The sequence below is a fragment of the Methanolobus chelungpuianus genome (assembly GCF_024500045.1).
Lineage (GTDB): Archaea > Halobacteriota > Methanosarcinia > Methanosarcinales > Methanosarcinaceae > Methanolobus > Methanolobus chelungpuianus.
Window position 1 is genome coordinate 442,175 of record NZ_JTEO01000002.1, and the last position, 25,611, is coordinate 467,785.

At 50.3% G+C, this 25,611-nt stretch carries 31 protein-coding genes; 14 read left to right on the forward strand and 17 right to left on the reverse strand.

The window, feature by feature from the left end:
* Positions 1–36: 36 nt before the first annotated feature.
* The 11 genes from PV02_RS03130 to PV02_RS03180 all read right to left on the reverse strand — a co-directional run bounded on the left by PV02_RS03130 (position 37) and on the right by PV02_RS03180 (position 6,919).
* Complete coding sequence (locus PV02_RS03130; protein ID WP_256621904.1) at positions 37–186, reverse strand: 30S ribosomal protein S27ae; 150 nt, start codon at positions 184–186, stop codon at positions 37–39.
* A gap of 15 nt (positions 187–201) precedes the next feature.
* Complete coding sequence (locus PV02_RS03135) at positions 202–498, reverse strand: 30S ribosomal protein S24e (protein ID WP_256621905.1); 297 nt, start codon at positions 496–498, stop codon at positions 202–204.
* A complete protein-coding gene (locus PV02_RS03140) occupies positions 473–1,069 on the reverse strand; it encodes a GTP-dependent dephospho-CoA kinase family protein (protein ID WP_256621906.1) in 597 nt (198 codons plus the stop codon). Before PV02_RS03140 ends, PV02_RS03135 begins: the two co-directional genes overlap by 26 nt.
* Entirely contained in the window at positions 1,070–1,255 is a 186-nt protein-coding gene (spt4, locus tag PV02_RS03145) for a transcription elongation factor subunit Spt4 (RefSeq protein WP_256621907.1), read from the reverse strand. It abuts the gene before it with no gap.
* A 17-nt stretch (positions 1,256–1,272) separates the two neighbouring features.
* Positions 1,273–1,839 carry a DNA-directed RNA polymerase gene (locus PV02_RS03150; protein ID WP_256621908.1) on the reverse strand — a complete coding sequence of 189 codons (567 nt, stop codon included), beginning with the start codon at positions 1,837–1,839 and terminating at the stop codon, positions 1,273–1,275.
* Between the two features lie 68 nt (positions 1,840–1,907).
* Complete coding sequence (locus PV02_RS03155) at positions 1,908–2,285, reverse strand: PIN domain-containing protein (RefSeq protein WP_256621909.1); 378 nt, start codon at positions 2,283–2,285, stop codon at positions 1,908–1,910.
* Positions 2,282–3,508, reverse strand: a complete 1,227-nt coding sequence (locus tag PV02_RS03160) for a translation initiation factor IF-2 subunit gamma (RefSeq protein WP_256621910.1) — start codon at positions 3,506–3,508, stop codon at positions 2,282–2,284. Before PV02_RS03160 ends, PV02_RS03155 begins: the two co-directional genes overlap by 4 nt.
* A 388-nt stretch (positions 3,509–3,896) precedes the next feature.
* Complete coding sequence (locus PV02_RS03165) at positions 3,897–4,067, reverse strand: hypothetical protein (RefSeq protein ID WP_256621911.1); 171 nt, start codon at positions 4,065–4,067, stop codon at positions 3,897–3,899.
* Between the two features lie 118 nt (positions 4,068–4,185).
* Entirely contained in the window at positions 4,186–5,343 is a 1,158-nt protein-coding gene (locus tag PV02_RS03170; protein WP_256621912.1) for a formate--phosphoribosylaminoimidazolecarboxamide ligase family protein, read from the reverse strand.
* A 126-nt stretch (positions 5,344–5,469) separates the two neighbouring features.
* Complete coding sequence (locus tag PV02_RS03175) at positions 5,470–6,075, reverse strand: stage II sporulation protein M (protein ID WP_256621913.1); 606 nt, start codon at positions 6,073–6,075, stop codon at positions 5,470–5,472.
* A 4-nt stretch (positions 6,076–6,079) separates the two neighbouring features.
* A complete protein-coding gene (locus tag PV02_RS03180) occupies positions 6,080–6,919 on the reverse strand; it encodes a DUF63 family protein (protein ID WP_305891106.1) in 840 nt (279 codons plus the stop codon).
* Between the two features lie 187 nt (positions 6,920–7,106).
* Between PV02_RS03180 and PV02_RS03185 the strand changes: the two genes are divergently transcribed.
* The 7 genes from PV02_RS03185 (at position 7,107) to cfbB (ending at position 14,601) form a co-directional block, all read left to right on the forward strand.
* A complete protein-coding gene (locus PV02_RS03185; protein ID WP_256621915.1) occupies positions 7,107–8,165 on the forward strand; it encodes an NAD(P)-dependent glycerol-1-phosphate dehydrogenase in 1,059 nt (352 codons plus the stop codon).
* Between the two features lie 20 nt (positions 8,166–8,185).
* Positions 8,186–8,632, forward strand: a complete 447-nt coding sequence (locus PV02_RS03190) for a UPF0179 family protein (RefSeq protein WP_256621916.1) — start codon at positions 8,186–8,188, stop codon at positions 8,630–8,632.
* 85 nt (positions 8,633–8,717) lie between these two features.
* The gene (locus PV02_RS03195; protein WP_256621917.1) at positions 8,718–9,341 is read left to right on the forward strand and encodes a DUF2150 family protein; all 624 of its coding nucleotides are present in this window, start codon (positions 8,718–8,720) and stop codon (positions 9,339–9,341) included.
* A 117-nt stretch (positions 9,342–9,458) separates the two neighbouring features.
* On the forward strand, positions 9,459–10,868 hold the full coding sequence (gene cfbE, locus PV02_RS03200; protein WP_256621918.1) for a coenzyme F430 synthase: 1,410 nt from the start codon (positions 9,459–9,461) through the stop codon (positions 10,866–10,868).
* A 252-nt stretch (positions 10,869–11,120) separates the two neighbouring features.
* Positions 11,121–12,242: a Ni-sirohydrochlorin a,c-diamide reductive cyclase catalytic subunit gene (gene cfbD, locus PV02_RS03205; protein ID WP_256622152.1), complete on the forward strand. Its 1,122-nt coding sequence runs from the start codon at positions 11,121–11,123 to the stop codon at positions 12,240–12,242.
* 11 nt (positions 12,243–12,253) lie between these two features.
* Positions 12,254–13,066 (forward strand): Ni-sirohydrochlorin a,c-diamide reductive cyclase ATP-dependent reductase subunit, encoded by an 813-nt coding sequence (cfbC, locus tag PV02_RS03210; RefSeq protein WP_342765625.1) that lies wholly within the window; start codon positions 12,254–12,256, stop codon positions 13,064–13,066.
* A gap of 32 nt (positions 13,067–13,098) precedes the next feature.
* Positions 13,099–14,601, forward strand: coding sequence for a Ni-sirohydrochlorin a,c-diamide synthase (gene cfbB, locus PV02_RS03215; RefSeq protein WP_425438342.1), 1,503 nt, complete (start codon positions 13,099–13,101; stop codon positions 14,599–14,601).
* Between the two features lie 13 nt (positions 14,602–14,614).
* On the opposite strand, the gene PV02_RS03220 is transcribed toward cfbB, so the two are convergent.
* On the reverse strand, positions 14,615–14,836 hold the full coding sequence (locus tag PV02_RS03220) for a DUF5652 family protein (RefSeq protein WP_256621920.1): 222 nt from the start codon (positions 14,834–14,836) through the stop codon (positions 14,615–14,617).
* 84 nt (positions 14,837–14,920) lie between these two features.
* On the opposite strand from PV02_RS03220, the gene PV02_RS03225 reads away from it, so the two are divergent.
* On the forward strand, positions 14,921–15,415 hold the full coding sequence (locus PV02_RS03225) for a TspO/MBR family protein (RefSeq protein WP_256621921.1): 495 nt from the start codon (positions 14,921–14,923) through the stop codon (positions 15,413–15,415).
* On the opposite strand, the gene PV02_RS03230 is transcribed toward PV02_RS03225, so the two are convergent.
* Both PV02_RS03230 and PV02_RS03235 read right to left on the reverse strand, forming a co-directional pair.
* Complete coding sequence (locus PV02_RS03230) at positions 15,405–16,619, reverse strand: phage tail sheath family protein (RefSeq protein WP_256621922.1); 1,215 nt, start codon at positions 16,617–16,619, stop codon at positions 15,405–15,407. The genes PV02_RS03225 and PV02_RS03230 overlap by 11 nt on opposite strands.
* Positions 16,620–16,642: 23 nt before the next feature.
* Positions 16,643–16,942 (reverse strand): carboxymuconolactone decarboxylase family protein, encoded by a 300-nt coding sequence (locus PV02_RS03235; protein WP_256621923.1) that lies wholly within the window; start codon positions 16,940–16,942, stop codon positions 16,643–16,645.
* A gap of 235 nt (positions 16,943–17,177) precedes the next feature.
* Between PV02_RS03235 and endA the strand changes: the two genes are divergently transcribed.
* From endA to PV02_RS03255, 4 genes are all read left to right on the forward strand, one after another.
* Complete coding sequence (endA, locus tag PV02_RS03240; RefSeq protein ID WP_256621924.1) at positions 17,178–18,236, forward strand: tRNA-intron lyase; 1,059 nt, start codon at positions 17,178–17,180, stop codon at positions 18,234–18,236.
* A 93-nt stretch (positions 18,237–18,329) separates the two neighbouring features.
* On the forward strand, positions 18,330–18,719 hold the full coding sequence (locus PV02_RS03245) for a DUF2209 domain-containing protein (RefSeq protein ID WP_256621925.1): 390 nt from the start codon (positions 18,330–18,332) through the stop codon (positions 18,717–18,719).
* 35 nt (positions 18,720–18,754) lie between these two features.
* Positions 18,755–20,014 carry a GTPase HflX gene (hflX, locus tag PV02_RS03250; protein WP_256621926.1) on the forward strand — a complete coding sequence of 420 codons (1,260 nt, stop codon included), beginning with the start codon at positions 18,755–18,757 and terminating at the stop codon, positions 20,012–20,014.
* A gap of 207 nt (positions 20,015–20,221) precedes the next feature.
* Positions 20,222–20,902, forward strand: a complete 681-nt coding sequence (locus PV02_RS03255) for a CehA/McbA family metallohydrolase (protein WP_256621927.1) — start codon at positions 20,222–20,224, stop codon at positions 20,900–20,902.
* 36 nt (positions 20,903–20,938) lie between these two features.
* Here the strand turns inward: PV02_RS03255 and PV02_RS03260 are convergent, their stop codons facing one another.
* Genes PV02_RS03260 through PV02_RS03270 form a run of 3 tightly spaced genes read right to left on the reverse strand, consistent with a single transcriptional unit; the run spans position 20,939 to position 23,656 of the window.
* A complete protein-coding gene (locus tag PV02_RS03260) occupies positions 20,939–21,529 on the reverse strand; it encodes a DUF447 domain-containing protein (RefSeq protein WP_256621928.1) in 591 nt (196 codons plus the stop codon).
* Positions 21,529–22,500 (reverse strand): triphosphoribosyl-dephospho-CoA synthase, encoded by a 972-nt coding sequence (locus PV02_RS03265; RefSeq protein ID WP_256621929.1) that lies wholly within the window; start codon positions 22,498–22,500, stop codon positions 21,529–21,531. Before PV02_RS03265 ends, PV02_RS03260 begins: the two co-directional genes overlap by 1 nt.
* 10 nt (positions 22,501–22,510) lie before the next feature.
* Positions 22,511–23,656, reverse strand: coding sequence for a methanogenesis marker 9 domain-containing protein (locus PV02_RS03270; protein ID WP_256621930.1), 1,146 nt, complete (start codon positions 23,654–23,656; stop codon positions 22,511–22,513).
* Positions 23,657–23,864: 208 nt separating this feature from the next.
* On the opposite strand from PV02_RS03270, the gene PV02_RS03275 reads away from it, so the two are divergent.
* Together PV02_RS03275 and PV02_RS03280 are read left to right on the forward strand one after the other, a co-directional pair.
* Positions 23,865–24,071: a hypothetical protein gene (locus PV02_RS03275; protein ID WP_256621931.1), complete on the forward strand. Its 207-nt coding sequence runs from the start codon at positions 23,865–23,867 to the stop codon at positions 24,069–24,071.
* 223 nt (positions 24,072–24,294) lie between these two features.
* Positions 24,295–25,542: a Glu/Leu/Phe/Val family dehydrogenase gene (locus PV02_RS03280; protein WP_256621932.1), complete on the forward strand. Its 1,248-nt coding sequence runs from the start codon at positions 24,295–24,297 to the stop codon at positions 25,540–25,542.
* Positions 25,543–25,611: the final 69 nt, after the last annotated feature.

The window sequence follows — 25,611 nt, forward strand, 5'->3', positions numbered from 1 at the left end:
AGGTCACAACCGTGGTTGTGAACCGTAAAAGGAACCTTATTTCTTGAACTCGGTGTATCCGCACTTTCCACAGGAGCGCCTGTCCTTGTGCTCAGCGAGGAATACGCCTTCTCCACAGCGGGGGCAGAACTGGTTTGCGCGCTCGATGGAGTTTCCGCTTACCTTATAGTAATCTTTTGCAGCCATTATCTCACCTTGTGATTACTCTTCCTTTGCTTCTTCGGGAGCTGCGTTCCTTTTCAGCACATACTCGTTTTCGATCTGCTTCATGCGCTCTTCGTTTTCGTAGATCTTAACGTATGCCTCCAGTGCCTGCTTACCGAACTCATTTCCCATCTTATGGACTACCACAAGATCAAGAGGTACGTTCAGCATAGCTGCTATCTTTCCTCTGACAACGCTTCTTGCAGGAGTTGGTCCTTCATAATTTACGCTGAAGTTCATCTCGCGCCTGTTGAGGAGCGCGTTGGTGTTATCCTTGGTGATCTTTAAATCCATCCAGTTTCCTCCAAATAGTCTCTGTATCTTTATTATGGCCCTGTGCTTCAATGATTTTTGCTAACAGGTCCCTTATCTCTTCTTTTTTTGATTCTGTGATTTGTACGAGCACGACACCCTGGTCAGGTTGTCCATACAACACTGCAGAGCCTTCGGGCGCCATTATCATGGCAGGTACAGCTGCAAGGTCTTCTTCGCCGCGCACAAATATCCTCACGCGGCAGTTAGATGCTATCGCATCGCCTACAGCGTCTATCAGATCCCCGGTTATCACCCCGGCAGGATTGTCAACGGATATTTCTCTGAAGCCTTTGTGCTTTGTGCCCACCACGACCCGGTCAGAAGCCGGTCCGCGTTTTGTCCGGTCATCCACTATAAGGACATCCGGTATAATATCTGAACTGAGCAAGTGGAAGGTAGTAACATCACCCACGGATATAAGTTTTGTGGGACTACCCAGGTCTTTGGATAGTTTTCTGATGGTGTCATCACCACTGCCAGTGTATAAGATGCCAAAGAGCTTGCGAAAAAGCGGCCTGACAGATTCAGGCAAACTTATCTGCGCGCCCAATCAGCGCACCTTCAATGCATACTTGTCCGCTACCTTGACATCTATCTTTTTAGCGATCTCCGAACGCTCCGGGTCTATGATAATAACCATGCCGCTCCAGTCCGAGCTGAGATTACTGGAACCACAGATCGGGCATGTCTGGCCTGATAGTATACGATGACATTCACGGCAAACCTGTTCTCCCATCTACCGATCCCTCCGGATTACTGTGCCTTCTCTGAGCTGGGTTTTTTGTCTTCTTCCAGCCACTCTATCTTGCCGAGGGAATGCTGCCTCATTGTCAGGCCGATCTTGCTTTCCCTTGGCTCTCTTTCATTGATGCTGACAGCAACGATACGTGCCCTTACCCTGTCGCCTTCGCCAAGGGACCTTCCGCCGTTCTTGCTGACAAGCCTTCCATTCTTACCGTCGTAGGACATGAAATCATCGGTTATCTGGCTCACATGTAAAAGCCCGTCCATTGCACCGATACTTACGAAGGCTCCGAAGTCAACCGTCTCAACGACCTCGCCCTCAATGACCTCCTGGATAACAGGCACGAACACAATAGCATCAAAAGTAACGTCATAATATACAGCACCGTCACCAACGAGGATGTGTCCCTCTCCAATGGCATCGATCTCCGTGACAGCTACAATGGCACCTATGGCCTTGTCTATCCTGCCTTCGAGCTTATCCCTTAAGGCATTCTTCACATTTGCCCTCACATCTCCGCCCAGAAGGTCAGGAGCCACACGAATAGTGTCTGCGAGTCTCATCTTTTTATACATGTGATTAACTCCAATGAACTGTATGATTGTTAATTGCTATTAATTTACTTTAACTCTTTTTAGTTGAGCTATATCTCATCTGCGACATTGCCAAGTCTGTTCTTCTGGCGGAGACAGATAATGGGAACATTACTGCTTTCCAGTCTCTTCTTAAGTCCGATGTCATTTGTCAGCACTGCTGCACCAAGCTCAATGGCCAGTTCGACGATAATATCATCAGCATGGCCGGTAGCTTCCAAGATCTCACACCTCTGTGAAAGCGAAAGCGCGATCTTTGCAGCTGTCCTGTCCTTTCCGCGGAGCTTGTTCCCAAGTTTATCCAGTTCCCTTATCACAGCAAGCGGTACGATGAACCTGTTATATCCCAGTCTTCTGAGTTCCTCGAAGATGTCGACCCCGAACTGGGCAGGTATCATCAGGCCGTTTGTGTCGATAATTACCTTCAACCCTTGATTACTCCTACACCAATGAGGCGCCATCGGGAGCCGACACGCCTGCTGATGGCCACTGTTGATCCTATCTCTGCGCAGACAGGCCTCTTGAGCTTTACCTCTGCGATGTCCTTCCTTGCGCTGGTTACTGTTCCTACGGTGGTCGCAGTGCCCACATTGAGCATCAGTGGCTCGCTGGTCTTTATCGGGCCGATCTTTTCCTCGTCGGTGACACCTACAACCCTGTCAAGCAGTTGCAGATCAAGTGCAAAGGACTCATGCGTTGGCGGCAGTGTTCCGGGTATGCCTGCAACCTGCCCTGTAAGTGAGTCGCTCTTGGTAAGAGTGGGATCAAGACTTGTCCCGACCGCAAGAAGACCTCCTGGAGTAGCCTCTTTCACATTTTCCTTGCCGGCAACTATACGCGTTATCTTGGTCCTTACCGGCTTCCACCTGGTGGTTCCCTCACTCTCTATCTTGATACCCGGACATATCTCCAGCTCGTCACCTGGATGCAGGACTCCTTCTGTAAGGGTGCCGCCTATGACTCCTCCTGAGATGTTCGCGATGGCTGTTCCCGGCTTGTTGATATCGAACGACCTTGCAATAAGCATGTGGGCAGGCTTATCCTGTTTGTGGACCGGAGTGGGTATCATTTCCTCCATTGCCTGGATAAGGGCATCGATATTGGTGTTCTGCTGTGCAGAGATAGGGACAATGGGTGCGTTCTCAGCTACCGTGCCCTTCACGAACTTCTTGATCTGGTGATAGTGCTCTATAAGTTGCTCCCTGGAGACCAGGTCTATTTTGTTCTGCACGATTACCAGGTTCTTGATGCCGATGATATTGATCGCCATCAGGTGCTCCTTTGTCTGCGGCTGCGGACAGGGCTCGTTTGCCGCGATGACAAGTATGGCTCCGTCCATGATAGCTGCTCCTGAAAGCATAGTTGCCATCAGCGTTTCGTGTCCCGGGGCATCCACAAAAGAAACTGTCCTTAATTCCTCGGATGGTTCTCCGCATCCCTCGCACCTGTCCGAGACTGTGTAGCACTGGGGCTCAGGGCAGTTAGGGCATTTCCTGAAAGTGGTATCTGCATATCCAAGGCGGATAGATATGCCGCGCTTCATCTCTTCGCTGTGCGTATCTGTCCATACACCGGACAACGCGCTTACAAGTGTGGTTTTTCCATGGTCGACATGACCCACCATGCCGATATTAACACAAGGTTGACTCAATTTTTAAATTCCCTCCCGGTTGGGTATAAGGTCTCAAAGCATAAAATTACGGATGATCTGATCGACTGTAATTTAGGTTTGTGGTATCATTTCATTTATGCTATTTAAATGATTTCTACCATCTCAAAATACATCTGTTTCTATCCAGGGTCCTGAAATCCTTCTCCCTATTATTTTTATCATGTATATAACTTACTGTGGCAAAATCCGGCATAACTGCAGCCAATCCATCCTTCCGGCATGATGGCTTCATGTTCGGGATCTGACTACAGAGGAAGGTTCAGACTGCAAGGTCAAGAGCACCGCAGGGCACCTCATCCCTCTGGAATATCTTCTCTATCTTGATCCCGCAGGAATTATCCTGAAACTCATGGGTTCAAGGGAGATGTTAGTGCAGCGCATTTTCGGACGTATAGTTGCCGCAGCCCTTTCCAAGGAACCCTGTTCCGTTTCCAAGCCGGGAGGTCCCCTGACCAGAAGCCCGTGACCTGCCGGGATAACCACTCTCGAATAGCCGGTCAAGCTCTGCAATTCCTGTGGGGATTCTTTTGAAGGGCATTGCTCATTTATATAAGCACAAATATATAATTTGATATGAATATTGCAATTTTCTACACTACCAGATGGCATAGATATCAGAACAGCAGCTGCAAAAATAGGATTGACCTGAGCGGGGCTCAGGTGATTATCTTATCAAGCTGACCGGTCTCTATTGCCCTTCTGACCTCAAGGGCCAGGCGTCTGCCGGTGCTCATGGGCTTGCGCCAGGTGGTATTACCATAAGGGTGTCCAACTGACATGTGCACATTGGTGCCGCCTCCGACCCTTGGAGCGACGTCATATATGTAGAAATTGAGATCCTTGTCCACGCAGGTCTGCAGGCAGAAGGGACCTATCACACCGGGGTCGTAATGCTTCTTTGCAGCCTCGATGTATTTCTCCGCAAGGGCGAACGCCTCCTCCAACAGTGATTCCCGGAGTGTTGCGGAATTGTGGCCGCAAACCGTGTACTCAGGTGTGAGCTGGTGCGGTGCAAGCGTCATTTGCTGCGGAGCAGGCAGCCTTACGTGCCCGTCCAGACTGGTCTCGAACCTCCAGTCTACTCCAAGCAACTCTATGTTGCTCATCTCCGACTCAAGGGGTGAGTAGAACATGTCCAGGTTGAACACGGGCCCGATAATATATCTCTCTATCCTTGCATGCTCGAGGGCTTCCTGTGTGATCACTCCCTGCTTCAGCAGGGCTTGGGACTTTTCAAGATACTGCTCATAGGTCCCTGCCGTGAAGAATCCCCTTTCCAGTTTCTTGACAGCATGGGGAAGCTTGACCATCACAAGCTCATCGATATCCTGCGGGTCCTTAATCCTCTCAGGGAAGGGAAGCCCGGCCTTCTCAAGCAGCCAGTAGTAGTCCCTGTCGATACCTCTCTCCTCACTTCTGAGCATGTTCCTGCTACCTACGAGCGGGACGCGGAACTCATTCTCGATATCATCAATGCCGCAGTAGGACGTGAATGAGCGGTTCGGGATGAAAAGCACGTTGTTATCAACCAGTTTCTGCTGGTTCTCAGGACTTATCACTTCATTGAACTTCTTCAGGCACACAGACTCGTCCACTATCCCGCGGACAGCTTTTCCTTCAGCATCTCTCTGGGACCTGAAATACTTTGTATAGGTCTTGTCACGTCCCTGCTGGCAGACCGCAAAGGTCCTGAAGCCCTCCTCGATGGCACCGTCAAAGATGTCCAGCGCGGAATGTGAGGCAACGGAGCCTATCTTGATATTGTCGGTATCATAACCTTCTATTATCTCTATGATATCTTTCCTGTTGATCATGTTTAGCCTCGGTTTTCTCCGCAAATGTTCTTGACATTTATAAATCTGTTCACATTATCAATCGCAGTTATCAATTGCAATTCTAAATCGTATGTATTGTTGTCCTGCCAAATGCTTAAGTTCTTCTTATGCGCCTGAGACCAGGTACATTATCACCGGTGTTATGAATGTCTCGATAAGTGCTGCAAGGAAGATCAGGGGTACCATCCAGTAGAAGAAGAACTTCATCCCTTTCAGGAACTCCTGTTTTATATCCGAAGGCTTTCCGGCAATTGCGCGTAATACTTCAAACCCTATCCTCATACCTATCGAAGTTGAAAGAAGCAGTAAGGGTATCTCGATTATTCCATGCGGGACAAGTCCTGCTATAATAAAGGCAAGTCCATTGTCGATAAGCAGCATCCTCACTATAGTACCTATTATGAATCCGTTGAATACCAGCACCAGGAAGGGCACAATACCCAGCACTATCCCGAACAGCACGGCGATGAACATTGCTATGGTATTATTGATGAAGATGAGAAGCATGATCTCCAGGGGTGAGAGGCCTTCAAGCATCTGTACAAGCTCCTCAAGACCGGACACCGATTGCATTGCAAGTTCGGGGTAGAGCCCGTAAGCTATATAGCCTGCTGCAATGGACAGGGCAAAAACGAGCGTGCTGAGCATTATATATGGCTTTAGCTGATTAAGGAATATCTTTAGTTCTTCTCTTCTTTCAGTGCTAAACATTCTGTTACACTCCCAACATCATCCTGATGGTGTTCCTGCAGGCAGGTGCCAGTCCCAGCATGATTATTACCAGTTTGAGGAAGGTCTTCAGGGTCTTTGAATCCTCATCTTCCTCGAACTGTGTATCAAGTATATATATTACTGGCAGGAAGATTAAAAGTTTTAGGGGATACATCACAAGTGCCGTGCCTGTCAGGTCAATGAGCAAAGCAGGCACAACGTGTTTTTCATAATACCCAAGGAAGTCCACTCCTGCGAAAGTGGATGAAGCATCCAGCAGGTGTACTCCGAGTATGGAGAGATTGAGCCTGTTAGTGAATATTTCGCTCCCCGATCGACGGAATATCAGGTATATGAGATACAAGAGTACGCCGGCAGAAGCAATAACAAATATGGGGACCCATGGTCTCACGATATCTTCAAGATAAAGCAGGTAGGCTATGTTGACAACGAACCATGCTGACCCGAGTAATGCGAACACGGTCTCAAAGCCCTTATTTGCGGCCTTGCTCACCACTTTTGCAATGATGAGGAAGATCACCGTTATAAGGAATACCAGGAAATAGATGTTTGGAGTTATAAACAGATAACTGATTGGCGGTTCAAGCACGCCGGTATCCTCTATTACCCTGAGCGATGAACCTGCCAGTATGAAAGGGATCACTGACGCTGTCAGCCTGTCAGTGATATTGACATTCATTTTCCTTAGCAGTTTGACAATTCCGAATATGCATATTCCTAGTATGATTGCCCAGGTAACAGTGTTAACAATATTGTAGCCACTGTCATGCAGTATGGGGTCGATGTAATATTCATTGATTAGCTGGCTTATTTTATCTATCATTGGAACCACTTGTAATCACAGCAGCAGGATAATATAGGAATATCCTAATACAACAAATGTTTAATAGTTTATGGGAAAACTCCTGATAGGAGATCTATAGTGCTTTAGATTCTGAAAGCAACATATAATAACTTATAGTCGAATTTACTACCTTTAACTCTAACCAGCAGGTATAGAATTGATCCCCATGCAAGATGGAATGAAAAAATGGATGCAGCTCCCCCGGGATGTGCTGGTCGGCCACGACGTCATATACGATATAAAAGACGTCTGCAGAGATCTCAAAATGGGAAAGGATCCTCTGATAGTCACAGGCTGTACTACGAAAAAGATAGCCGGAGATATTGTTTTCGATCAGCTGAGCGATTGCGGTCAGAATGTCCGGATGGTGGTATCAGCAGAGGCTTCCATGGATGAGGTCGACAGGATAAAGGCCGAGGCACTTGAACATAACTCATCTTACCTTCTGGGCGTTGGCAGTGGGAAGTCTATAGATGTCGCAAAGCTTGCTGCCACACAGCTGGATGTTCCTTTCATGAGTGTTCCAACCGCCGCTTCCCATGACGGCATAGTGTCATCGAGAGCCTCTATACGCTGCAACGGGAAGACAAGCTCCATCGAGGCAAACGCTCCCATGGCCGTGGTGGCTGATACGGCTGTCATATCAAAGGCCCCTTACCGCCTGCTGGCTGCTGGGTGCGGGGATATCATATCGAATTATACCGCTGTCAGGGACTGGGAACTTGCGCACAGGTTGACGAACGAGCCTTTCAGTGAGTATGCAGCAGCCCTATCAAGGATGACCGCCAAAATACTCATCGACTCGGCTGATTCGATCAAACCTGACCTTGAGAGCTCTGTGAGGATGGTCGTCAAGGCGCTTGTATCCAGCGGGGTCGCCATGAGCATTGCAGGCTCCTCAAGGCCGGCTTCGGGCTCGGAGCACATGTTCAGCCATGCGCTGGATATGGTCTCTCCAAGGCATGCCCTGCATGGTGAGCAATGCGGTGTGGGTACGATCATGATGATGTACCTGCACGGGGGCGACTGGAAAAAGATAAAGGAGTGCCTTGAAGTGATAGGGGCTCCCACAACGGCTGAACAGCTGGGTATTGAAGATAGGTATATATTAGAGGCGCTTCTAGTTGCACATACTATCCGCCCGGAAAGATATACCATACTCGGGACGGGTCTCACACCTGCAGCCGCTGAAAAAGTAGCACGCATAACTAAAGTAATCTCATGATCAATCTTTCAGGTGACTATATGACCGATACCGATACTACGATAACCCTTGTTGGCTCAAGGCTCGCAAAAGAAGGAGAGGATTTCATGTTCCTTGGCGAGTCACGTGAGTGCCAAAAATGCAAACTCAAAAGGACCTGCCTGAATCTCGAACCCGGAAGGAAGTACCGGGTCGTGAAGATAAGGAGTGATACTGTACATGAGTGTTTCATACACGATTCCGGTGTCATTGCCGTAGAGGTTGTATCTTCTCCCATAGTGGCTGCCATCGACTCCAAAAAGGCCATCGCAGGTGCCAGGATCAGCTATGAGCATCCGAAATGCAGCAGCTTTGATGACCGTCTCTATGATCTGATAAACCCTGAAGGTATCAATAATGGTGATAAGTGTACAGTGGCTAAGGTTCTTGAGAGCATAGACGAGGGACTTTCGGGCTGCTCACTAAAGAAGGTTGAACTTAAGTTATAATCACGCGAAAATATATTTATCACAAAAAATCGTAGTAGTAGCGTAAACAAAGAAAAGGTGAATAATTCAAGATTGAGGTAAGCAAATGTCTGGTAGGGAAGATGAAGTCTTTCATCATGATTTTTATACTGAGGAACGCTGGAAGAACTGGCTGAACCAGGTCAAGGAAAGCAATTTCAAGTTTGATGAGTCCGCAGAGCCACAGGGAAAAGAGGGAGCTATTTTTGTCAACATGGAAGATGACATTATTCTTGCCTGCCTGAAGATAATCGCAAAGCATGACAGGAACCAGCTCTCTTCAGATGCTGCCCTTGATATGCTCTCTAGGGTGAGGGATATAGCTCTTGCCGAAATAGATCCTATATCCGAGGATGCGGACCTTATGATCGATTCGCTCCAGACCTCCCTTATGGGCAGTTTTGCGGCATGTGAGTGCTATCTGCGTAAGGAATACGATGAAAAGGACGACATTAACGACCTTGTAAAAGTTGCTCTTGAAGCCGAGGCATCGGATGATATAGAAATATCCCTTGCCACAGTGGCTGAGATAGGAGCGCTCATCCTGAGCGGCAAGGAACTGTCCGAGAAGACCATGGAGGATATACCCTACGGCCTTGTGGCGGAATGGCTCGATGGCATAGAATCCATAGCAGCCGCGATGGTGGGCTCCGACAGTTATAAGGATGACGAAGAGGATGACGAAAGTTAATCCTCATACCCATATCTTTGATCCTTATCCTGTTCTGCTTTCCTGCTCTGACCGGTGGTACTTTCATTGTTCCTGTGCCGAGATATTTTCTAGTACTTGTTTTTCCTGGCAGGCATCATGACCCTGAAATCCTGCTTTTCTGGCACTTCTCCTTTGAACCGCAAGGTCGCAGTCCTTGATCTTACGCATGCAGGAACTATCGTAGCCAGGAAACTGGCAGAACTGGGTCTTGATGTCACAGCTGTGGATGTCTATAATACAGTGTCAGAGGATGTCCTGCTTTCCATGAGGCAGGATCTCTGTATAACCGTTTCCAAAAATCCTATTCCTGTCAATCCCTTCGGCCTTATAGTGAGCCCGGTCCACCTGGACCCCGGCTACCAGATGCTTGTGGATGCGGGGGAGCAGGGCAAGGTGATCATCAGTCACCACCAGGCCGTCGGAATGGTCCTTTCCACGAGCAGAGTACTTGAAGGAGTTAAAGTCATAGAGGTCACCGGCTCCAAGGGCAAGACCAGCACTGCATCCCTTCTGGCGGACATGCTCTCAAGGAAAATGGCTGTAGTTCTGCACACTACCCGCGGCTTGGAGCTATGGGCTGATGGCAGGTCCCGGCTATTGCACCTTGGTCTGAGTATAGCACCAGGGAGCATCCTGCATGCCATTGACATAATGGGCTCCATGGATATTCATCCGGACTGCTGCATCTTCGAGGTTTCTATAGGAGGGACCGGCTACGCTGATATCGGCGTGATAACCACCCTCGAGCCCGACTATGCCATCGCAAAATCCACCTCCAAGGCAAGCGATGCAAAGATCAGGATGCTTGACTATGGAAAAGAGGGTAGCGTCTTTTTCCTGAAATCCAATGACCGCAAGTCACTCGACAAAGCCAGGGAGCTCGGCAGGGAATTCTTCACATTCACGGATTCCTGCTCACATGATCCGCAGGCCGACCTGCAGCTCACTTTTGACGGGAAGGGCATCACCTTGAGCACGGAGGAGGTGAGCCTGGCTGCTGAACTTGACCCCTCCTACAGCGCCTCATCCTATACGCTGGCCTTTGCGGCTGCCGGCGCTGTGGCGCTGCATATGGGAATATCTCAGGACTCTGTCAGGGATGTGATAGGAGGCTTTACCGGCCTTCAGGGCAGGATGCAGGAGAAGGATGTCAGTGGCAGGATTCTCATCGATAATTCCAATTCCGGAATGGATATCAAATCTGCCGAGCGGGCCCTTGACTACGGTCTCTCAAGGCTTGCCGGCGAAAACGCAGGAAAAGTGCTGATGGTGCTTGGCGAGGAAGCTGCACAGGTCTGTGAGGGTCTCCCTCCCGAAAAGGTGGCTGAGTTCATCGGAAGGCGCATTGGGGATATTGAACGCCTGATACTCATCGGGGAAAGGATGAAGGATATCAGGCATGAGAGGATAAGCCATGCTGCTCACCTGGAGGACGGACTCGGGCAATTGATTGGGATATCCGTGAAAGGTGATCTGGTGTTATCCTGTGTGAAATGCTTCAGGTAAGTTAAGTCCTCTTTTGCAGGTCAGACCATATCAACAGGCTTTTATCTTGAGAACATTATCGATATGGCATTCTTGCAGTGAACTTGCCAGGCAGGGATTCAAGATAAGGTTCCCTCCGATTTCTCTAGGGTAAGATGCTGTCAGCTTCAGAAAAATTGCCTAGACTTAAGTATACTATTTCACACTTATCCCGACAAAGTTATTAACACATTTCACTATTCATACTAATCAAAGCTGACAATGGTATTCACTATGATGGGAAAAGAATTATCGATCATACATCCGCGGCCAAGTTCCATCGTGGCTGCGTTATACACATTACGTGACCTGAATGTAGATGTGGCTATACTGCACGGCCCTCCCGGATGTTCTTTCAAACATGCAAGGCTTCTGGAAGAGGACGGGATCCGCGTTGTGACAACAGCCCTTGATGAGAACGGCTTTGTTTTTGGAGGGCGCCAGGAGCTTTCGTCCCTGCTGGAAAAGGTCAACGAGATGTTCAAACCCAGACTCATCGGAGTGGTCGGGACATGCGCCAGCATGATCATTGGCGAGGAACTGCGTGAACCTGTGGAGGATGCCAATCTGGACGTACCGGTCATCGAGGTGGAGGTGCATGCGGGTTATCCTGATAACACAAAGGGTGTGCTGATAACTCTCGAATCTGCCTGCGAGGTGGGCGTCATAGACAGGGAAGAGCTTGAGAGACAGAAGGTCCTTCTGCATGAGGCCACTCAGGTGGAAAAGCGCCACGGTGCCGCAAGCAGACAGTATCTTGAGCCTTCAAGGGGTGATGTCAAGTACAAGGTTGCTGAAAGGGTCATCCGGCTCCTGCAGGAAGGCAGGAAGTGTATCACCATCATGAACGCCAAGAAAGAAACCGGCTACATGTTCGCAGACATCACCGCTGCTGTGAACGAGGTCGCCCTGGCTCTGGGGAAGGAAGGCAACGTGGTCAATATGGCCAACGTTGATGATTCCCTCGGGCTTCCAAGGGTGCGCCACCATGCAAAGTGCATAGCTGCCGACCTTAAGGAGAGAGGTATAACAGTCCACGAGATAATCGGCGGGATGGATGAGTACCCGGTAACAGGAGAAAGGGTGAATGAGCTCATCAAGCAGAAGTACAAGGATTATGACTTTGCCCTTATCACAGGAGTGCCCCACGCAATCCCTATGGAGGCTCTTGAGGGAATGGAGGTAATCTCCGTCACCAATGGTCCAAGACAGGTCCTTCCCCTCAAGGAGATGGGTCACCAGCATGTCATCGTGGAGATAGACCTGCATCCCAAGACCCTTGGGGTCAACCATATAGTGGAATCCGAGTTCGGCGCAACCCTGCGTGAAGTTGCAAAGGACATGCTTGGCAAGTGATATCTCAGGAGATGCTCATGACGACCAGTGCTAAGAACCAGAAAAGGATAGCTATCTATGGAAAAGGCGGTATCGGCAAGTCCAGCACGGCCTCCAATGTTGCAGCCGCATGTGCCGATGAAGGCTACAAGGTAATGATAATAGGATGCGACCCCAAGAGCGACTCGTCCATCACCTTGCTTGGAGGTAAGAGAATACCAACCATCCTTGACCTACTGAGGCAGAACATCGATGTCAGGGAGAAGGATATAGTATTCGAGGGATACGGCGGAGTAAAGTGCGTAGAGGTAGGCGGACCTGAGCCCGGTATCGGATGTGCCGGCAGGGGTATCATCGTGGCCATCCAGAAGCTGCAGAAGGCATGTCCTTCCATGAGCGATATGGATCTTATCATCTACGATGTCCCGGGGGATATCGTATGCGGTGGTTTTGTAGCTCCCATACGCAAGGGTCTCGTTACCGAGGCCTACATCCTCACATCCGGTGAGTACATGCCTCTCTATGCTGCAAATAACATATGCAAGGGCCTCGCCAAGATAGACACGCCGCTTTCCGGCATCATCTGCAACTCCAGAAGCGTCACACGCGAGGAGGAAATAGTGCGCAGGTTCTCCGAGGAGATAGGCAGCAGGCTTGTAGCTTTCATCCCCAAGGAGCAGATAGTCCAGGACTGTGAGAGGGACGGCTTCTCGGTGCTTGAAAAAGCCCCCAGGTCGGACATCGCCCATGTTTACAGGAACCTTGCAAAGGCCATCATGTTCAATGATCAGTCCATCCTTCCCGGCTCACTTGACGATGAGCGGCTCAGGGAGCTCACAAGGTAAGGCTATTGATTTTGTTAATTTAGGATATCTCCATGATTCAAAACTCTCCCAGGGACGGAAACACTGAGACTGAAAAGGTACCGGCTTCGGCGCTCAAGGATATGCCCAGGATACTCCTGTCGGCAGGCAGTTCCTCCTCCGGCAAGACCACAATAACCATCGGCCTGCTCGCAGCCCTCACCGAGGCCGGCTATAATGTCCAGCCTTACAAGGTGGGCCTGGACTACATCGACCCGAGCTACTATTCAGAGATAACAGGCCGGAGGGCCAGGAATATTGACGGTTTCCTGATGGAGGAGGGGAGTGTCAGGGACGTGTTCGTTCATGGATGCGAGGTGGACGGGGAAGCTGATATAGCCATTATAGAGGGCGTGCGCGGTCTCTACGAGGGTTTTGACAGCTTCACGGATGTAGGCAGCACCGCACAGATAGCCAAGATCCTCAAGTGTTCGGTGGTACTAATTATCAATGCCAGGAGCATTACCCGCTCTGCTGCGGCGCTGGTCGGGGGTTTCAGGGACTTTGACAAGGATGTCCATATTGCAGGTGTCATCCTCAACAACATCGGCGGCCCCAGGCATGCTAAAAAGGCCAGGGAGGCAATAGAGTTCTACACCGGCATCCCTGTGATCGGCATAATCCCGCGCAACAGCTCGATGAAGATATCCATGCGCCATCTGGGTCTTGTGCCCGCGATCGAGGAGCGGCGCAGGGCCGATAATTTTGACGAGCGCACGAACTTCATCAGGGATGCGGTAAAGGAGGGTGTGGATATCGACCGCCTGCTGGAGACCGCGCACAAGGCCCCGCCGCTGGAGAGGCCGGAGAACACCGTCTTCCTGCCACGGGAGATCGAAGGTGAACGCCCGGTTATCGGCGTGGCCCTTGACGAGGCTTTCAATTTCTATTACCATGATAACCTGGAGCTGTTACAGCTTGCAGGTGCTGATCTGCGATACTTCAGTCCCATACGCGACCGCAAGCTCCCGGAGGTGGACGGCCTGTATATCGGCGGCGGCTATCCCGAGCTTTTCGCTGCCGAGCTTGAGAACAACTTTTCGATGAGGGAGGATATACTGGACGCCTCACGCAGCGGACTGCCCATATATGCAGAATGCGGTGGACTGATGTACCTCACGGAGAAACTGACCACAGGAGTGAAAGGCAAGGGAACCTACCACATGGCCGAGATGCCCGAATCCACCCATGATATGGTAGGAGCGCTTCCCGGCCATACACTCATGGGCCACAAGCGCGTGGTCAGCTATAACATAGGCTCCCTTTCCATGGACTCTGTCATCGGCAGGACAGGCAACTCCTTCCGCGGCCATGAGTTCCATCATTCCGAGGTCGCCGATATCCCGAAGGATGCAAAATTCGCCATAAAACTCTCCCGAGGCACCGGCATCATCAACGGCTGGGACGGGTTGACCGTGAACAATACACTGGGCTGCTACGCCCATCTGGTGGCGAGCTCGTACAGGGAGTTCGCGGGGAGTTTTGTGGATTTTGTTGTTAGGTCTTCCACTCTGTAGAACATGGGGAACCTTACACTCCCTTCTTACCTTTCTGGAATAAGAATATATACAATATCGGCAGAATGCCTGCAGTGTTTAGTACCAGCATTGCGATGAACCAGTATTTCTGCTCCTTTTTCGCTGCTTTCCACAGACCAATGCCTTTCCATAAAAGCTCCCAGATCGCAAGGACGATTATAAGGGCCAGAAACCAGCCCGACCCTTCTGTTGCCAGGGTTGACATATAACTCATAGTTCCCACCACAAAACAATTGGCTTTTACCTGCTAATAACTTTTCCGGGAAACTTATATAGCAAACAGTCAGAATTATATCGGGTGACATGTCTGGATCTCAGGGACATTGACTGGAAAAAGCTGATCGCATCTCTTGTGGTATGTCAGCTTGCAGGCCTGCTCGGGGCCATATTCACAGGTCCGGCAATCCCCGCATGGTATGCGGCCCTCGAAAAGCCTTCCTTTGTGCCTCCGGACTGGGCATTCCCGGTGGTATGGACCATCCTTTTTCTGCTCATGGGCATCTCCCTGTACCTTGTCTGGAATAAGGGTTGGGGCCGTCGCGATGTGAGGCTGGCGATGGGCGTGTTCGGGCTTCAGCTGTTCCTCAATTTCCTCTGGTCGGTGCTGTTCTTCGGCATGCGCTCGCCTCTGCTGGGGCTTGTCGGGATCGTATTCCTCTGGCTCGCCATTGCAGCCACTACGTGGCGGTTCTACAGGATATCAATAACTGCAGGACTGCTGCTCTTGCCCTACCTTGCATGGGTATCTTTCGCAGCCCTGCTGAACTATTACATATGGCTGCTCAACCCGTAGGATCCTGCCCTGCTTTCTGGCTCACCCTTATCACTACAAATTCGGCAGGCCTGAGAGGTGCGAATCCTATCATGATGTTTACACTCCCATTATCAATATCATTTTGCGTAACTGTTTCAGCATCGCATTTCACAAAATAGGCTTCCTGTTTTGTCCTTCCCTGGAACGCTCCCTGCAGGAACAGCCTGTACAGGAAATTGTCCGTTTCACTGCGTATCCGGGCCCATAGTGTCTGCCCGTTAGGCTCGTAGATCGTCCAGCGGGTGCCCCTGGAGATACTCTCCTCGATGAACAGTGCAAGCCTGCGCACGGGTATATATTTCCACTCCGAGGCCTGATCAAAGGCCGATTCCCTTGTGCGGGCGCCCCATACAACTGTCCCTGCTCCCGGAAGCAGGCGCATGCAATTGATGGCTGACTGGTTCAGCTGATTTACCTGAAATTCATTAAGATCATGGGCCGGTCCCATAATGCCGTTTACAACAGCGCCTGTTCCTGCAGCAGCTTTCCAGACACCTCTCTCGGCATCCGTGCGGGCAAACACCCCGGCAACAGCACCGGACACAGGTACGGATATGGGTCCGGCAGGGTCAGGAGGGTCCGCCACCCTGGCCTGAGGGAAGAACACGGCAGCGTTCCTGCTGGTAATGAAAGATGTCCAGCCTGCGATATCTGGAGGTTTCTTTGAGGGATCCGGGTCTGCCAGATAAAAGGCCCGCCTTTGTTCGCAGAGCCTGACAGCGGACTCAATGACACTCTTTGCTTCGTCTTCGGGCAGTCTTGCAGTGTCCGGGATCACCAGCAGGTTGAATATATCAGCATCAAGGAGCGCATACATGCCTGTCCTGCTCTCCTGCGATCCGATGATCTCCTTTGCACCGGGCAGAGTGCTGCCTGGAATGGGGCGGAGCATGGTGTATTTTGTGGAAGCCTTTGCTGCTTTTGCAACACGCACCACATAGGCCTGCCTGCCTCCGTTCTGGAAGAAGAGCCTGATAGCATAGCTTAGCTTGCTGTCAGGATCCGTTCCTCCGAACAAGCGCTCATACTCCCCAAAGCCGGAGACAGTGACGGCTTTATCTGCCTCTCCCTTTGGAGTATATCCTACAAAAGCGGTGATCGAAGTGTCCACGGCCGGGATCGTGCGGATTGCCTGCATCTCTTCGGTGTAGCAGCCTGGTTTTACCGGTATTGCTACGGGCATTGTATCATCAGCATCAAGTTCACTTAAAGTACATCTTTGAGCCCACGTGCCGCGGTATAGACACTACCCACTCCGCAAATGTAGTGGGCTATCCTTACGGCTTCCATGACCTCTTCCTTTGTTGCTCCCTGGCTCAGGGCCTGCATTGCAAGCACCCTGACCCCGTCGGCTGCACCCTCGGCTGCGTCCAGGGCCATGGCGATCAGGAATTTATACTTAAGAGGGATGCCGCTATCATTAAATGCGGCTGCGCGGCCCTTGCCTATCAGTTCGGACAGTTCGGGATCTGCATTCTTTATTATCTCCAATGGGTCTTCTGTCATCTTGATATCTCCTTTTATTCCAATGATCCAGTAAATGGATAATGTTTTCCCCCAATAGTTTATCATCCTCCTTCTTTTTTATTTTATCATATCTGGATACAATAGAAGCTTATGTAAAAAAGCTGTAACGGCAGATCTCATAAATAGCGACCTGTGATCCTCACTCCACTATTGTTAAATAGCTTGTCCTATATCTCAACCCTGTATCTATTTTCCAATTCCACAGGTGACATTTTTGATAGGCAGACTCGTAAAGGACCGTGTCCTCGCAGCCAAGCAGGCAATAAATGAGCTCTATAACACAGGATATTACGGCCGCCCCAAAGGTGATACCCTCGAACTGACCCTTATTGAAGCTGCGTATCTCCTTTACAAGAAGAAACTGGATATCGAGCTCAATGGCAGGATTCTTGGGTTCGAGGAGTTCTTCACCGAAGCTTCAAAAATGCAGCAGTACTTCGAGCTGAAATATATCGTTTATAAGGATCTACGGGAGAGGGGCTTCTATGTGCAGCCCAGTGTGACGGATTTCAGGGTATATCCGAGAGGAGGTCATCCCGGAAAGACTCCTGCCAGGAGTTTTGTCTATGTGAGGTCCGAGCGCATACCCATGCCGCTTCCTGACCTTTTCACATCCCTCAATGCAGCCGACAACGTTCACAAACAGATGGTGCTGGCGATAGTGGATGAGGAAAGCGACCTGACGTATTATGAGGTCAAAAAGGTGAACGTAAAGGGCGCAATGCCGGCCATCTCCTCCCAGGGGGATCTTATCAGGGCTACCCTGCTTGAAGACCGCGTGATCGTGTGGGATGCATCTTCCTCGCAGCACCTCCACCTAGATGGATTTTATGGCAAGCCGCTTGACGATGAGCGCCTGCAGTTGTCCCTGGTGGAGTCCGCATATCTTATGCAACGCGGTCTTATCAGCATTGGAAGCAGTGATACTGCTGGTTTCCTTGATATTGATGGCTTCTCGGTTGTGGCTTCATCCATCGAGCCTGATTTCCTGCGCAAGTACAAAGCTTATGCCAATCTGCGGGACAGCGGACTTGTGCCAAAGACAGGGTTCAAGTTCGGTACTCACTTCAGGGTATACTCTCAGGTCAGTCTCACGGGGAAGATGCCACACTCGGAATACCTTATACATGCGATTCCCTGGGACCATGTGTTCATGCTGCCTGTAATGTCCAGGGCCGTCAGGCTTGCCAACAGCGTCAGGAAGAGGATGCTCTATGCTGTAGAGGACAGGGACACAATCGCCTATGTCGATATCGGCAGGATAAAGATGTAGCTTATCAGCAAGCACCGTTTAAAAGCTGCAGGCGGTTTCATCATGCGGTGTCATACTTATGCTTATATAAGATAGTGTCTCTACCTTCAAAAGATGTTTGATATAATAGCCGTGGATATCTCAGGCCGGCATAAGCTCGACGGATACTACCTGATGGTCTGCGCGGCAGTGGCAGCATCGGTCACTGCAGACCATATAGAGAAGGTCAACCAGGTCAATGTACGTTCCTTCAGGAGTGAGTCCCCACCCGATGTCCCGTCAGTGGTACGCATGATGGAGGAAACGGTCTCAGAGATAGGTTTCAGTGGAACTATCGTCACGGAACCCGGCGATATGTTCAATAAGCCCCAGTGGCTTGTGGACAGTATGTTCTCAGGCAATTTCAAGTACGAGGAATCACTTAGCGAAAGGCGCTGCATGGAGCTCGCACATCATATATCCCTGAGTGCCAGGCGTCTTCTTCTCCGGGAGCTTGACCTCTAATACCTTATACATTGAGCACAGATATTCCATTACCTATGAAACGAGCCATACTGGTAAAGAGGAACGACCCCCGCAGTGACGAGCGCAAGAATGAGCTCCAGTTGTCAGAGTTGAGGGAACTTGCCCATTCAGCAGGTTACACTGTAGTGGGCGAGATAGTGCAGACAAGACATCCTGATCACCGCTACCAGATAGGCAGGGGAAAAGCCGAGGAGCTGGCGCTGCAGGTCCGGGACATGGATGCGGAGAAGGTCATCTTCCATAACCCGCTTACCACCATGCAGATATACAATCTATCGGAGACATGCAGGCGGGAGGTCATCGACAAGTTCCAGCTAATCCTCGAAATATTCGCAACGCGGGCCACAACCCACCGCTCCAAGCTGCAGGTGGAGCTTGCAAGGCTCGAGTACGAGCTCCCCAGGGCGAAGGCTGTCATTTCAATCCTCAAGAAAGAAGAGAGGCCTGGTTTCATGGGCCTGGGAGGTTATGAGAACTCATATGCCCAGGATGTGAGAAACAGGATCAACCGTATCAGGGATGAACTGGAAAGCATGGAGAAGGACAGGGATTCCCTGCGCAGGCTGAGGCATGCCAAAGGCTTTGCACTTGTGGCCCTCGCAGGCTACACAAATGCAGGTAAAAGCACACTCTTCAATTCCCTTGTAAAGGAAGATGTCATGGTAAAGGACATGATGTTCACGACCCTCGTACCCACGACAAGGTCGCTTGACGTGGAGGGCAGGAGCGTCCTGCTGACAGATACCGTGGGCTTTATCGAGGATCTGCCTCACTGGATGGTGGATGCGTTCCGCTCCACGCTCAATGAGATATTCCTTGCCGACGTGGTCCTTCTGGTTGTGGATTCCGCTGAGCCTCCGGAGACCATCCGCAGGAAGCTCCTTGTAGCGCATGAGACCATGTGGGAGCAACTTCAGGAGGTGGAGATAGTCACGGTCTTCAATAAAACCGACATGCTTAGCCAGGAAGAACTGGATGGGCGTATGCTCGCCCTGGGGTACCTTGCGCCAAACCCGGTTGCAGTCTCTGCCAGGACAGGCGTTGGCCTGGATGCCCTGAAAGAGGAGCTGCGCAGGCACCTGCCCAGGTGGGAAAGGATCAGTATTTCCCTGCCGCTGTCTGAGGAAGGCATGTCCATGACTGCCTGGCTGTTCAAGGAAGGAGTGGTGCACAGCATCTCTTACGGGGATTCGATCGATATTGACCTTGAAGCCAGGGATGGTGTGATAAACAAGGCGCGCTCGTTTGCGAAAGAACATGCAATGGTTCCTTAGTCTGAAATGGGATCAATGCGCAAGATATATATGCCATAATGTTGTTTGTATCCTTGCGAACGGGTAATTTCTCTATGTACCACCAATCCTATCCAACCACCCAACCAACCAAAACTTCTATCTTCCCGTTCGCTTAAACCTCTTTTTTAAAGCCATTGTCCGGCTGAGATAAAAATACTTATAACTTTCGGACTCTTAAATGCTAGCATGCGATTCGATCTCCATGTACATTCTCATTTTTCCAAGGACAGCAATGCAAGCCTCGACGATATCCTTGAGCATGCATCAAGGAACGGGCTCGATGGGTTTGCTATATGCGACCATGATTCCATTGAAGGTGGTATGGCGTGTGTCCGGAGAGCAAGGGAAACAGGCTCCGGCCAGATAGTCATTCCCGGTATCGAAGTAAGCACATCTGAAGGACATATTCTGGTCCTTGGCGTTAAAGAAAGGATTGAAGCCGGATTAAGCCCGGAGGAGACGATAAGAAGGGCACGGGCGCAGGGTGCTGTGCTTATCCTCCCTCATCCTTTCAAAATGACTTCCCACGGGATAGGATATGTGGAGGGACTTGCCGTAGATGCCGTGGAGGTTATCAATTCCCGCTGCCTGACGGATGGTCCTAACAATAAGGCCCGTGAAGCTGCAGAAAAGCTGGGCATTCCGCAGGTGGGCGGCAGTGATGCACATGAAGCTGCGATGGTTGGCAGGTCCTATGCAGAAGTGGATGTCTCCGAAAGGAGCGTGGAAGCCGTCCTGGATGCCATACGCCAGGGCAAGACACGCGCCGGTGGATGCAAAACCCCTCCTTCCTTTGTGGTCAAACAGATGTTTGCAGGCCACATGAAGAAGGCTAAAAAGCGCATGGTCAGGTTGATGAAGAAATAAATATGGAAGGAATACTTAGAATACAGGGTCTTTTCCTCATAGGAATTCATATACCTTCTTCAAAGCATCTTTTTCGACATCCCCTCCACATTTTTCCACAATGTCACCATATGCCTTGATGAGCTTGAGATATTTCTCATCGCCTGTAAGCTGGTATCTGGTTGCATGGATGCAGGCCTCTATAACCCCGTAGAAGCCTCTGTTAGGGGCTTTTACCCTGCATGTGTTCATACGGGCATGGACCGGCACAAGTTCGGCAACCAATGCTTCTGATGTTATTTTGATGTTCATGCACTCAAAGGCAACCCAGCTCAGTGCTTCTCTCAAAGGGTACATTGTATAGTTCTCATGGACTGTTTGCTCAAATGCGGAATCCTCCAGGTCGGAGAATGTTGATAGTGCAAAAAGCATGGGGTCATAGCTGATGTTTGCGACCAGGAATTTTCCAGCAAGTACGTTCTCGTATGTGCTCGAACCCTTGAAGAGCCTGACATAGAGCTTGTCCTTTCTGCGGATAATGCCCATAGGTGCTGCATTCGGGGTCCAGCCATTGCATGTAGTTACAATGGTCTCACATATCCCGTCGCATATCCCGAAATCATCCAGATCGAAATCCTTTTCCAGCATTAGTACCTGAGCCCTCCGAGCAATGAAATGAACAGGCCCGCGATTACTATATCGGCAGTGGACCCCGGGTTTATCTTCCTTTCCAGGAGTTCCCTGTCCATCTCCTTTATCAGTGGCCTTACAGCATCAAACTCATGTCCATTATTATATATTTTATGCAGCTCTCTTAAATTCTTCATCTTCTCGATTATGGATCCGGCATGCCCGGATACATAGTTTGCAGTCCGGGCATCGAACTTTGTGGTGATGAATGTGTCCTCGTTCCCGGACAGGATATGCAGGAAGGTGTACACAATAACGTCATTGATATCGGCACCAGGTCCGGGAGTAATCCTCCCATTCATGCCCTTAATGATCATTTCCGCACACTCCGCACACCTGGGGAAGCCTGAGGTCCATTCATTTGCTATCATGTCATAACCCCTGGCAATCTCCATAAGATCGTAAAGACTCACGTTTTTTTCCAGGAGTTCTCCTGCGGCGCTGCTATCCCGTAGGTCGTACTCCTCCGCTGGATTGACACGCACACCGGCGGTTTCAAAGCAACTGTAAAAATCCACAGCATCCTCCACGCACGTTCCCTTTACGATCTCATGGGCGCATGTCGTCAGTTCGCTGATAGCGAATGTATCTTTCCCGGCAAGTATCTTCCCGGCAGCCATGGCAAGCGGTACAAGTAGTATGATTGCGCCAAAATGGGTATTGCCGCCCTTCTGCCATCCTGTGCTCTCTGTTACGGCATCTTTTATAGCTCTCCCAATGCCGTATTCTCTTCCCGAGGCCTCCTCTATCACCGGGTATATGCTCACAGCAGATGCAAGGAAATGCTCGTAGCGGGTATCCTCATAATCATCCTGCCTGTCGATGTTGCCGGGTTTGGGGGATGCTGAGACTTCCAGGCACATCGCAAGCTGGGTGCAGCGCGCAATGTATGATGCAAGTCCGAACTTTCCCATGCTGGCGGTTAACACGGGGTTATCCTCAGTTCTTAGGACCGCTTGAGGACTTCCTGGCCTGCTCAATGATGTAGTCTCCAAGTTCTTTTTTGAGGCGCATGTACTCTGCGTCCGAAAGCCCCAGGGTTTCCAGCACTCCGTCCCTGAGGAAGCAGGGTTTGGATATCTTGCAGCACCACACGAGGCTCCCAAAACATGTGCTGTCTCCGTATTCAAGCATGGTCCCCTTTGCAAAGTCCATCTTGATGTCTGCGAATTGCTGCGGGGTCAGCCCCAGCTTCTTTATGTTACTGTGCACGGGGCATGACTTCACAGGCAGGCAGCAGAATGTAAGCCCTCGCAGGTCACCCTCGCCCCTGCACACATGCTTGGGTGCGTTGTACCATCCCATGTCCCTCTGGACGGCGGATATATCCCTGACAAGGCTGCTGATGAGTCCTGGATCCTCCAGCACTCCCCTTGCAACAGAGACCATGTCTGCCCCCCTTGAGAACATCTCTTTTGCATCCTCAGTGCCGGTGACAGAATTATTGCATATGAGGAACATGCGTGTTGAATCGCGTATCTCCTTGATGAGTTTGAGGTCGGCTCCCTGGCCTGCTTTCATTGCATCGAGGTGCAGTATGTCCGCTCCTGCTCTCTCGATCGCTTTCACCAGCATGATATCCTCTACCACGTTTCCCCGTATCTTTACGGAGAGCACGACACCCGTTCCTCTGATCTTTGAGATCCATTCGGTCAGCCTGGGTATATCATTGAGCAGTGCCTGGCCGGCGCCTGTATCTGTCATTTCCTCCTGCCTGCAGTGGGCGTCCAGCTCAAGAATGGCACCCATGTTCTTGATAGCAGTTGCAGCTTCAATCAGAGGTCCAATACTTGTGCTCCTGACATTGATGCCAATAACTGCACCGCTTTTTACTGCCCCGATCTCTTCTTCTATGAGCCTGAGTGGATTCTCTGATATGAACTCCTCTCTTCCTCTGGCAAGCATCTTTGAAGCAGCTTCCTGTGTTCCGGGGTCCAGGTTGTACCCTCCGAGTATCACAAGTCCTGCATCAGAAGCATACTGGTTTGCGAACTTGCTGTCAGTCATACCGCCCATTGGGGCCAGTGCGATGGGATTCCTAAAGGACACGTATCCCACTTTCAGATCGAATGGTTTATCAGGCACGCTTTACCTCGTTAATGTTATTGTATTATGCTGCTCAGTAATGAGCGTTTTGATATTAATATGACGCTGAAGCTCGCCCGGAATAGGTATTCCATCTCTGTAGCCCTCTTTCTGTAAAACCTGTCAAAATCTATCCTGAACAGGTCACTGTTAAATAGTATTGCCGCACACTTTAAACTTAGCAGCCCATTGCTGCGGGGGTTTTCATATGAAGTGTGTTGTTTGCGGAGTAGAAAGCGAGAACAGGTACTGTCCAAGATGTGGAAAGGTAATGGCCGATCTGGTGAACATTGTGGGTGAGGAACGCTGGAGCAAGATCTATGACTGCGCTTATATTTATCCCTCGGTGTTGCGTGTTGCAAGAGGGGAACTTACTGTGAATGATATTATCCAGTATCTGGAGGAAGAGGACTGATTGATGTACCTGCTGCTCTGTAAGCTTTTGCCGGTAGCAGGCATGCAATCTTCCCCATGATCCAAAGCATTTTCTCTGTCTGAAGATTGCTAAAAACATCATCTACCTCCTTATTTAATTTCCCGTGTGACAGGAATGCGCATAGAAAGCGTCTTATACTTAGAAGTCGGTTACTAATCACCTTATTTCAACATATATATATCGCATGTAAAGAGGTAGACCAATGTCCACAGAAAACCCATTTGAAAATTCAAGAAAGCAGTTAGCAAAATGCGCTGCAATTCTTGGGCTGGATGAAAGCGTACATGAAATGCTCAGGCACCCGATGCGCGAACTGCGCGTCACCCTTCCCGTCCGTATGGATGATGGTACCATCAAGGTGTTTGAAGGTTTCAGGATACAGTACAACGACGCCAGAGGTCCTACAAAGGGCGGTATCAGGTTCCACCCTGAAGAGAATATCGACACCGTAAGGGCACTTGCAGCATGGATGACATGGAAGTGCGCAGTTGTAGACATTCCACTTGGCGGAGGCAAGGGAGGAGTTATCTGTAACCCCAAGGAGATGTCCGATGGCGAACTTGAGCGCCTCAGCCGCAAGTATATCGCAAGCATCTCCCAGATCATCGGCCCCAGGAAGGACGTTCCTGCACCTGATGTGTACACCAACCCCAAGATCATGGCATGGATGGTTGACGAGTTCTCAAAGATATCCACATTCAACCAGCCTGGCGTAGTCACAGGTAAGCCCCTTACAATGGGCGGCTCACTCGGCAGGGGAGACGCAACCGCAAGAGGAGGTCTCTACACTGTCCGTGAGGCAGCCAAAGTGCTCGGGATCGAACTCAAGGACGCAAAGATCGCGATCCAGGGATACGGAAACGCCGGATACTACGCAGCAAAGCTCGCAAAGGAAATGTTCGGCTGCAAGATCGTCGCTATGAGTGACAGCAGAGGCGGCATCATGAACATGGACGGTATTGACCCTGAGGCTGCAAACCAGCATAAGGTAAAGACCGGATCTGTCGCAGGCCTTGCAAACACCACCCCGATCAGCAACGAGGCCATCCTTGAACTCAATGTGGACGTGCTCATCCCTGCAGCTCTTGAGAACGTCATAACTGAGAAGAACGCACACAAGGTCAACGCCAAGATCGTCGCAGAACTGGCAAACGGCCCAACCACTCCTGCAGCAGACGAGATCCTCTTCCAGAAGGGTGTCCATGTAATTCCTGACTTCCTCTGTAACGCAGGTGGAGTAACAGTATCATACTTCGAGATGGTCCAGAACTTCTACATGTACTACTGGAGTGAGATCAGGGTCCACACCCGTCTGGACAGGAAGATGACCGAGGCATACAAGGCAGTGTATGCAGCATCCCAGAAATACAACATTGACATGAGGACTGCTGCTTACGTTGTTGCTATTGAGCGCGTTGTAGTTGCAATGAAAGACCGTGGATGGATCTGATCCTTCTTGGATCCAATCCTGCAATACAACCAGTAACATTTATATGGTCTGCATTCACAGACCATATAG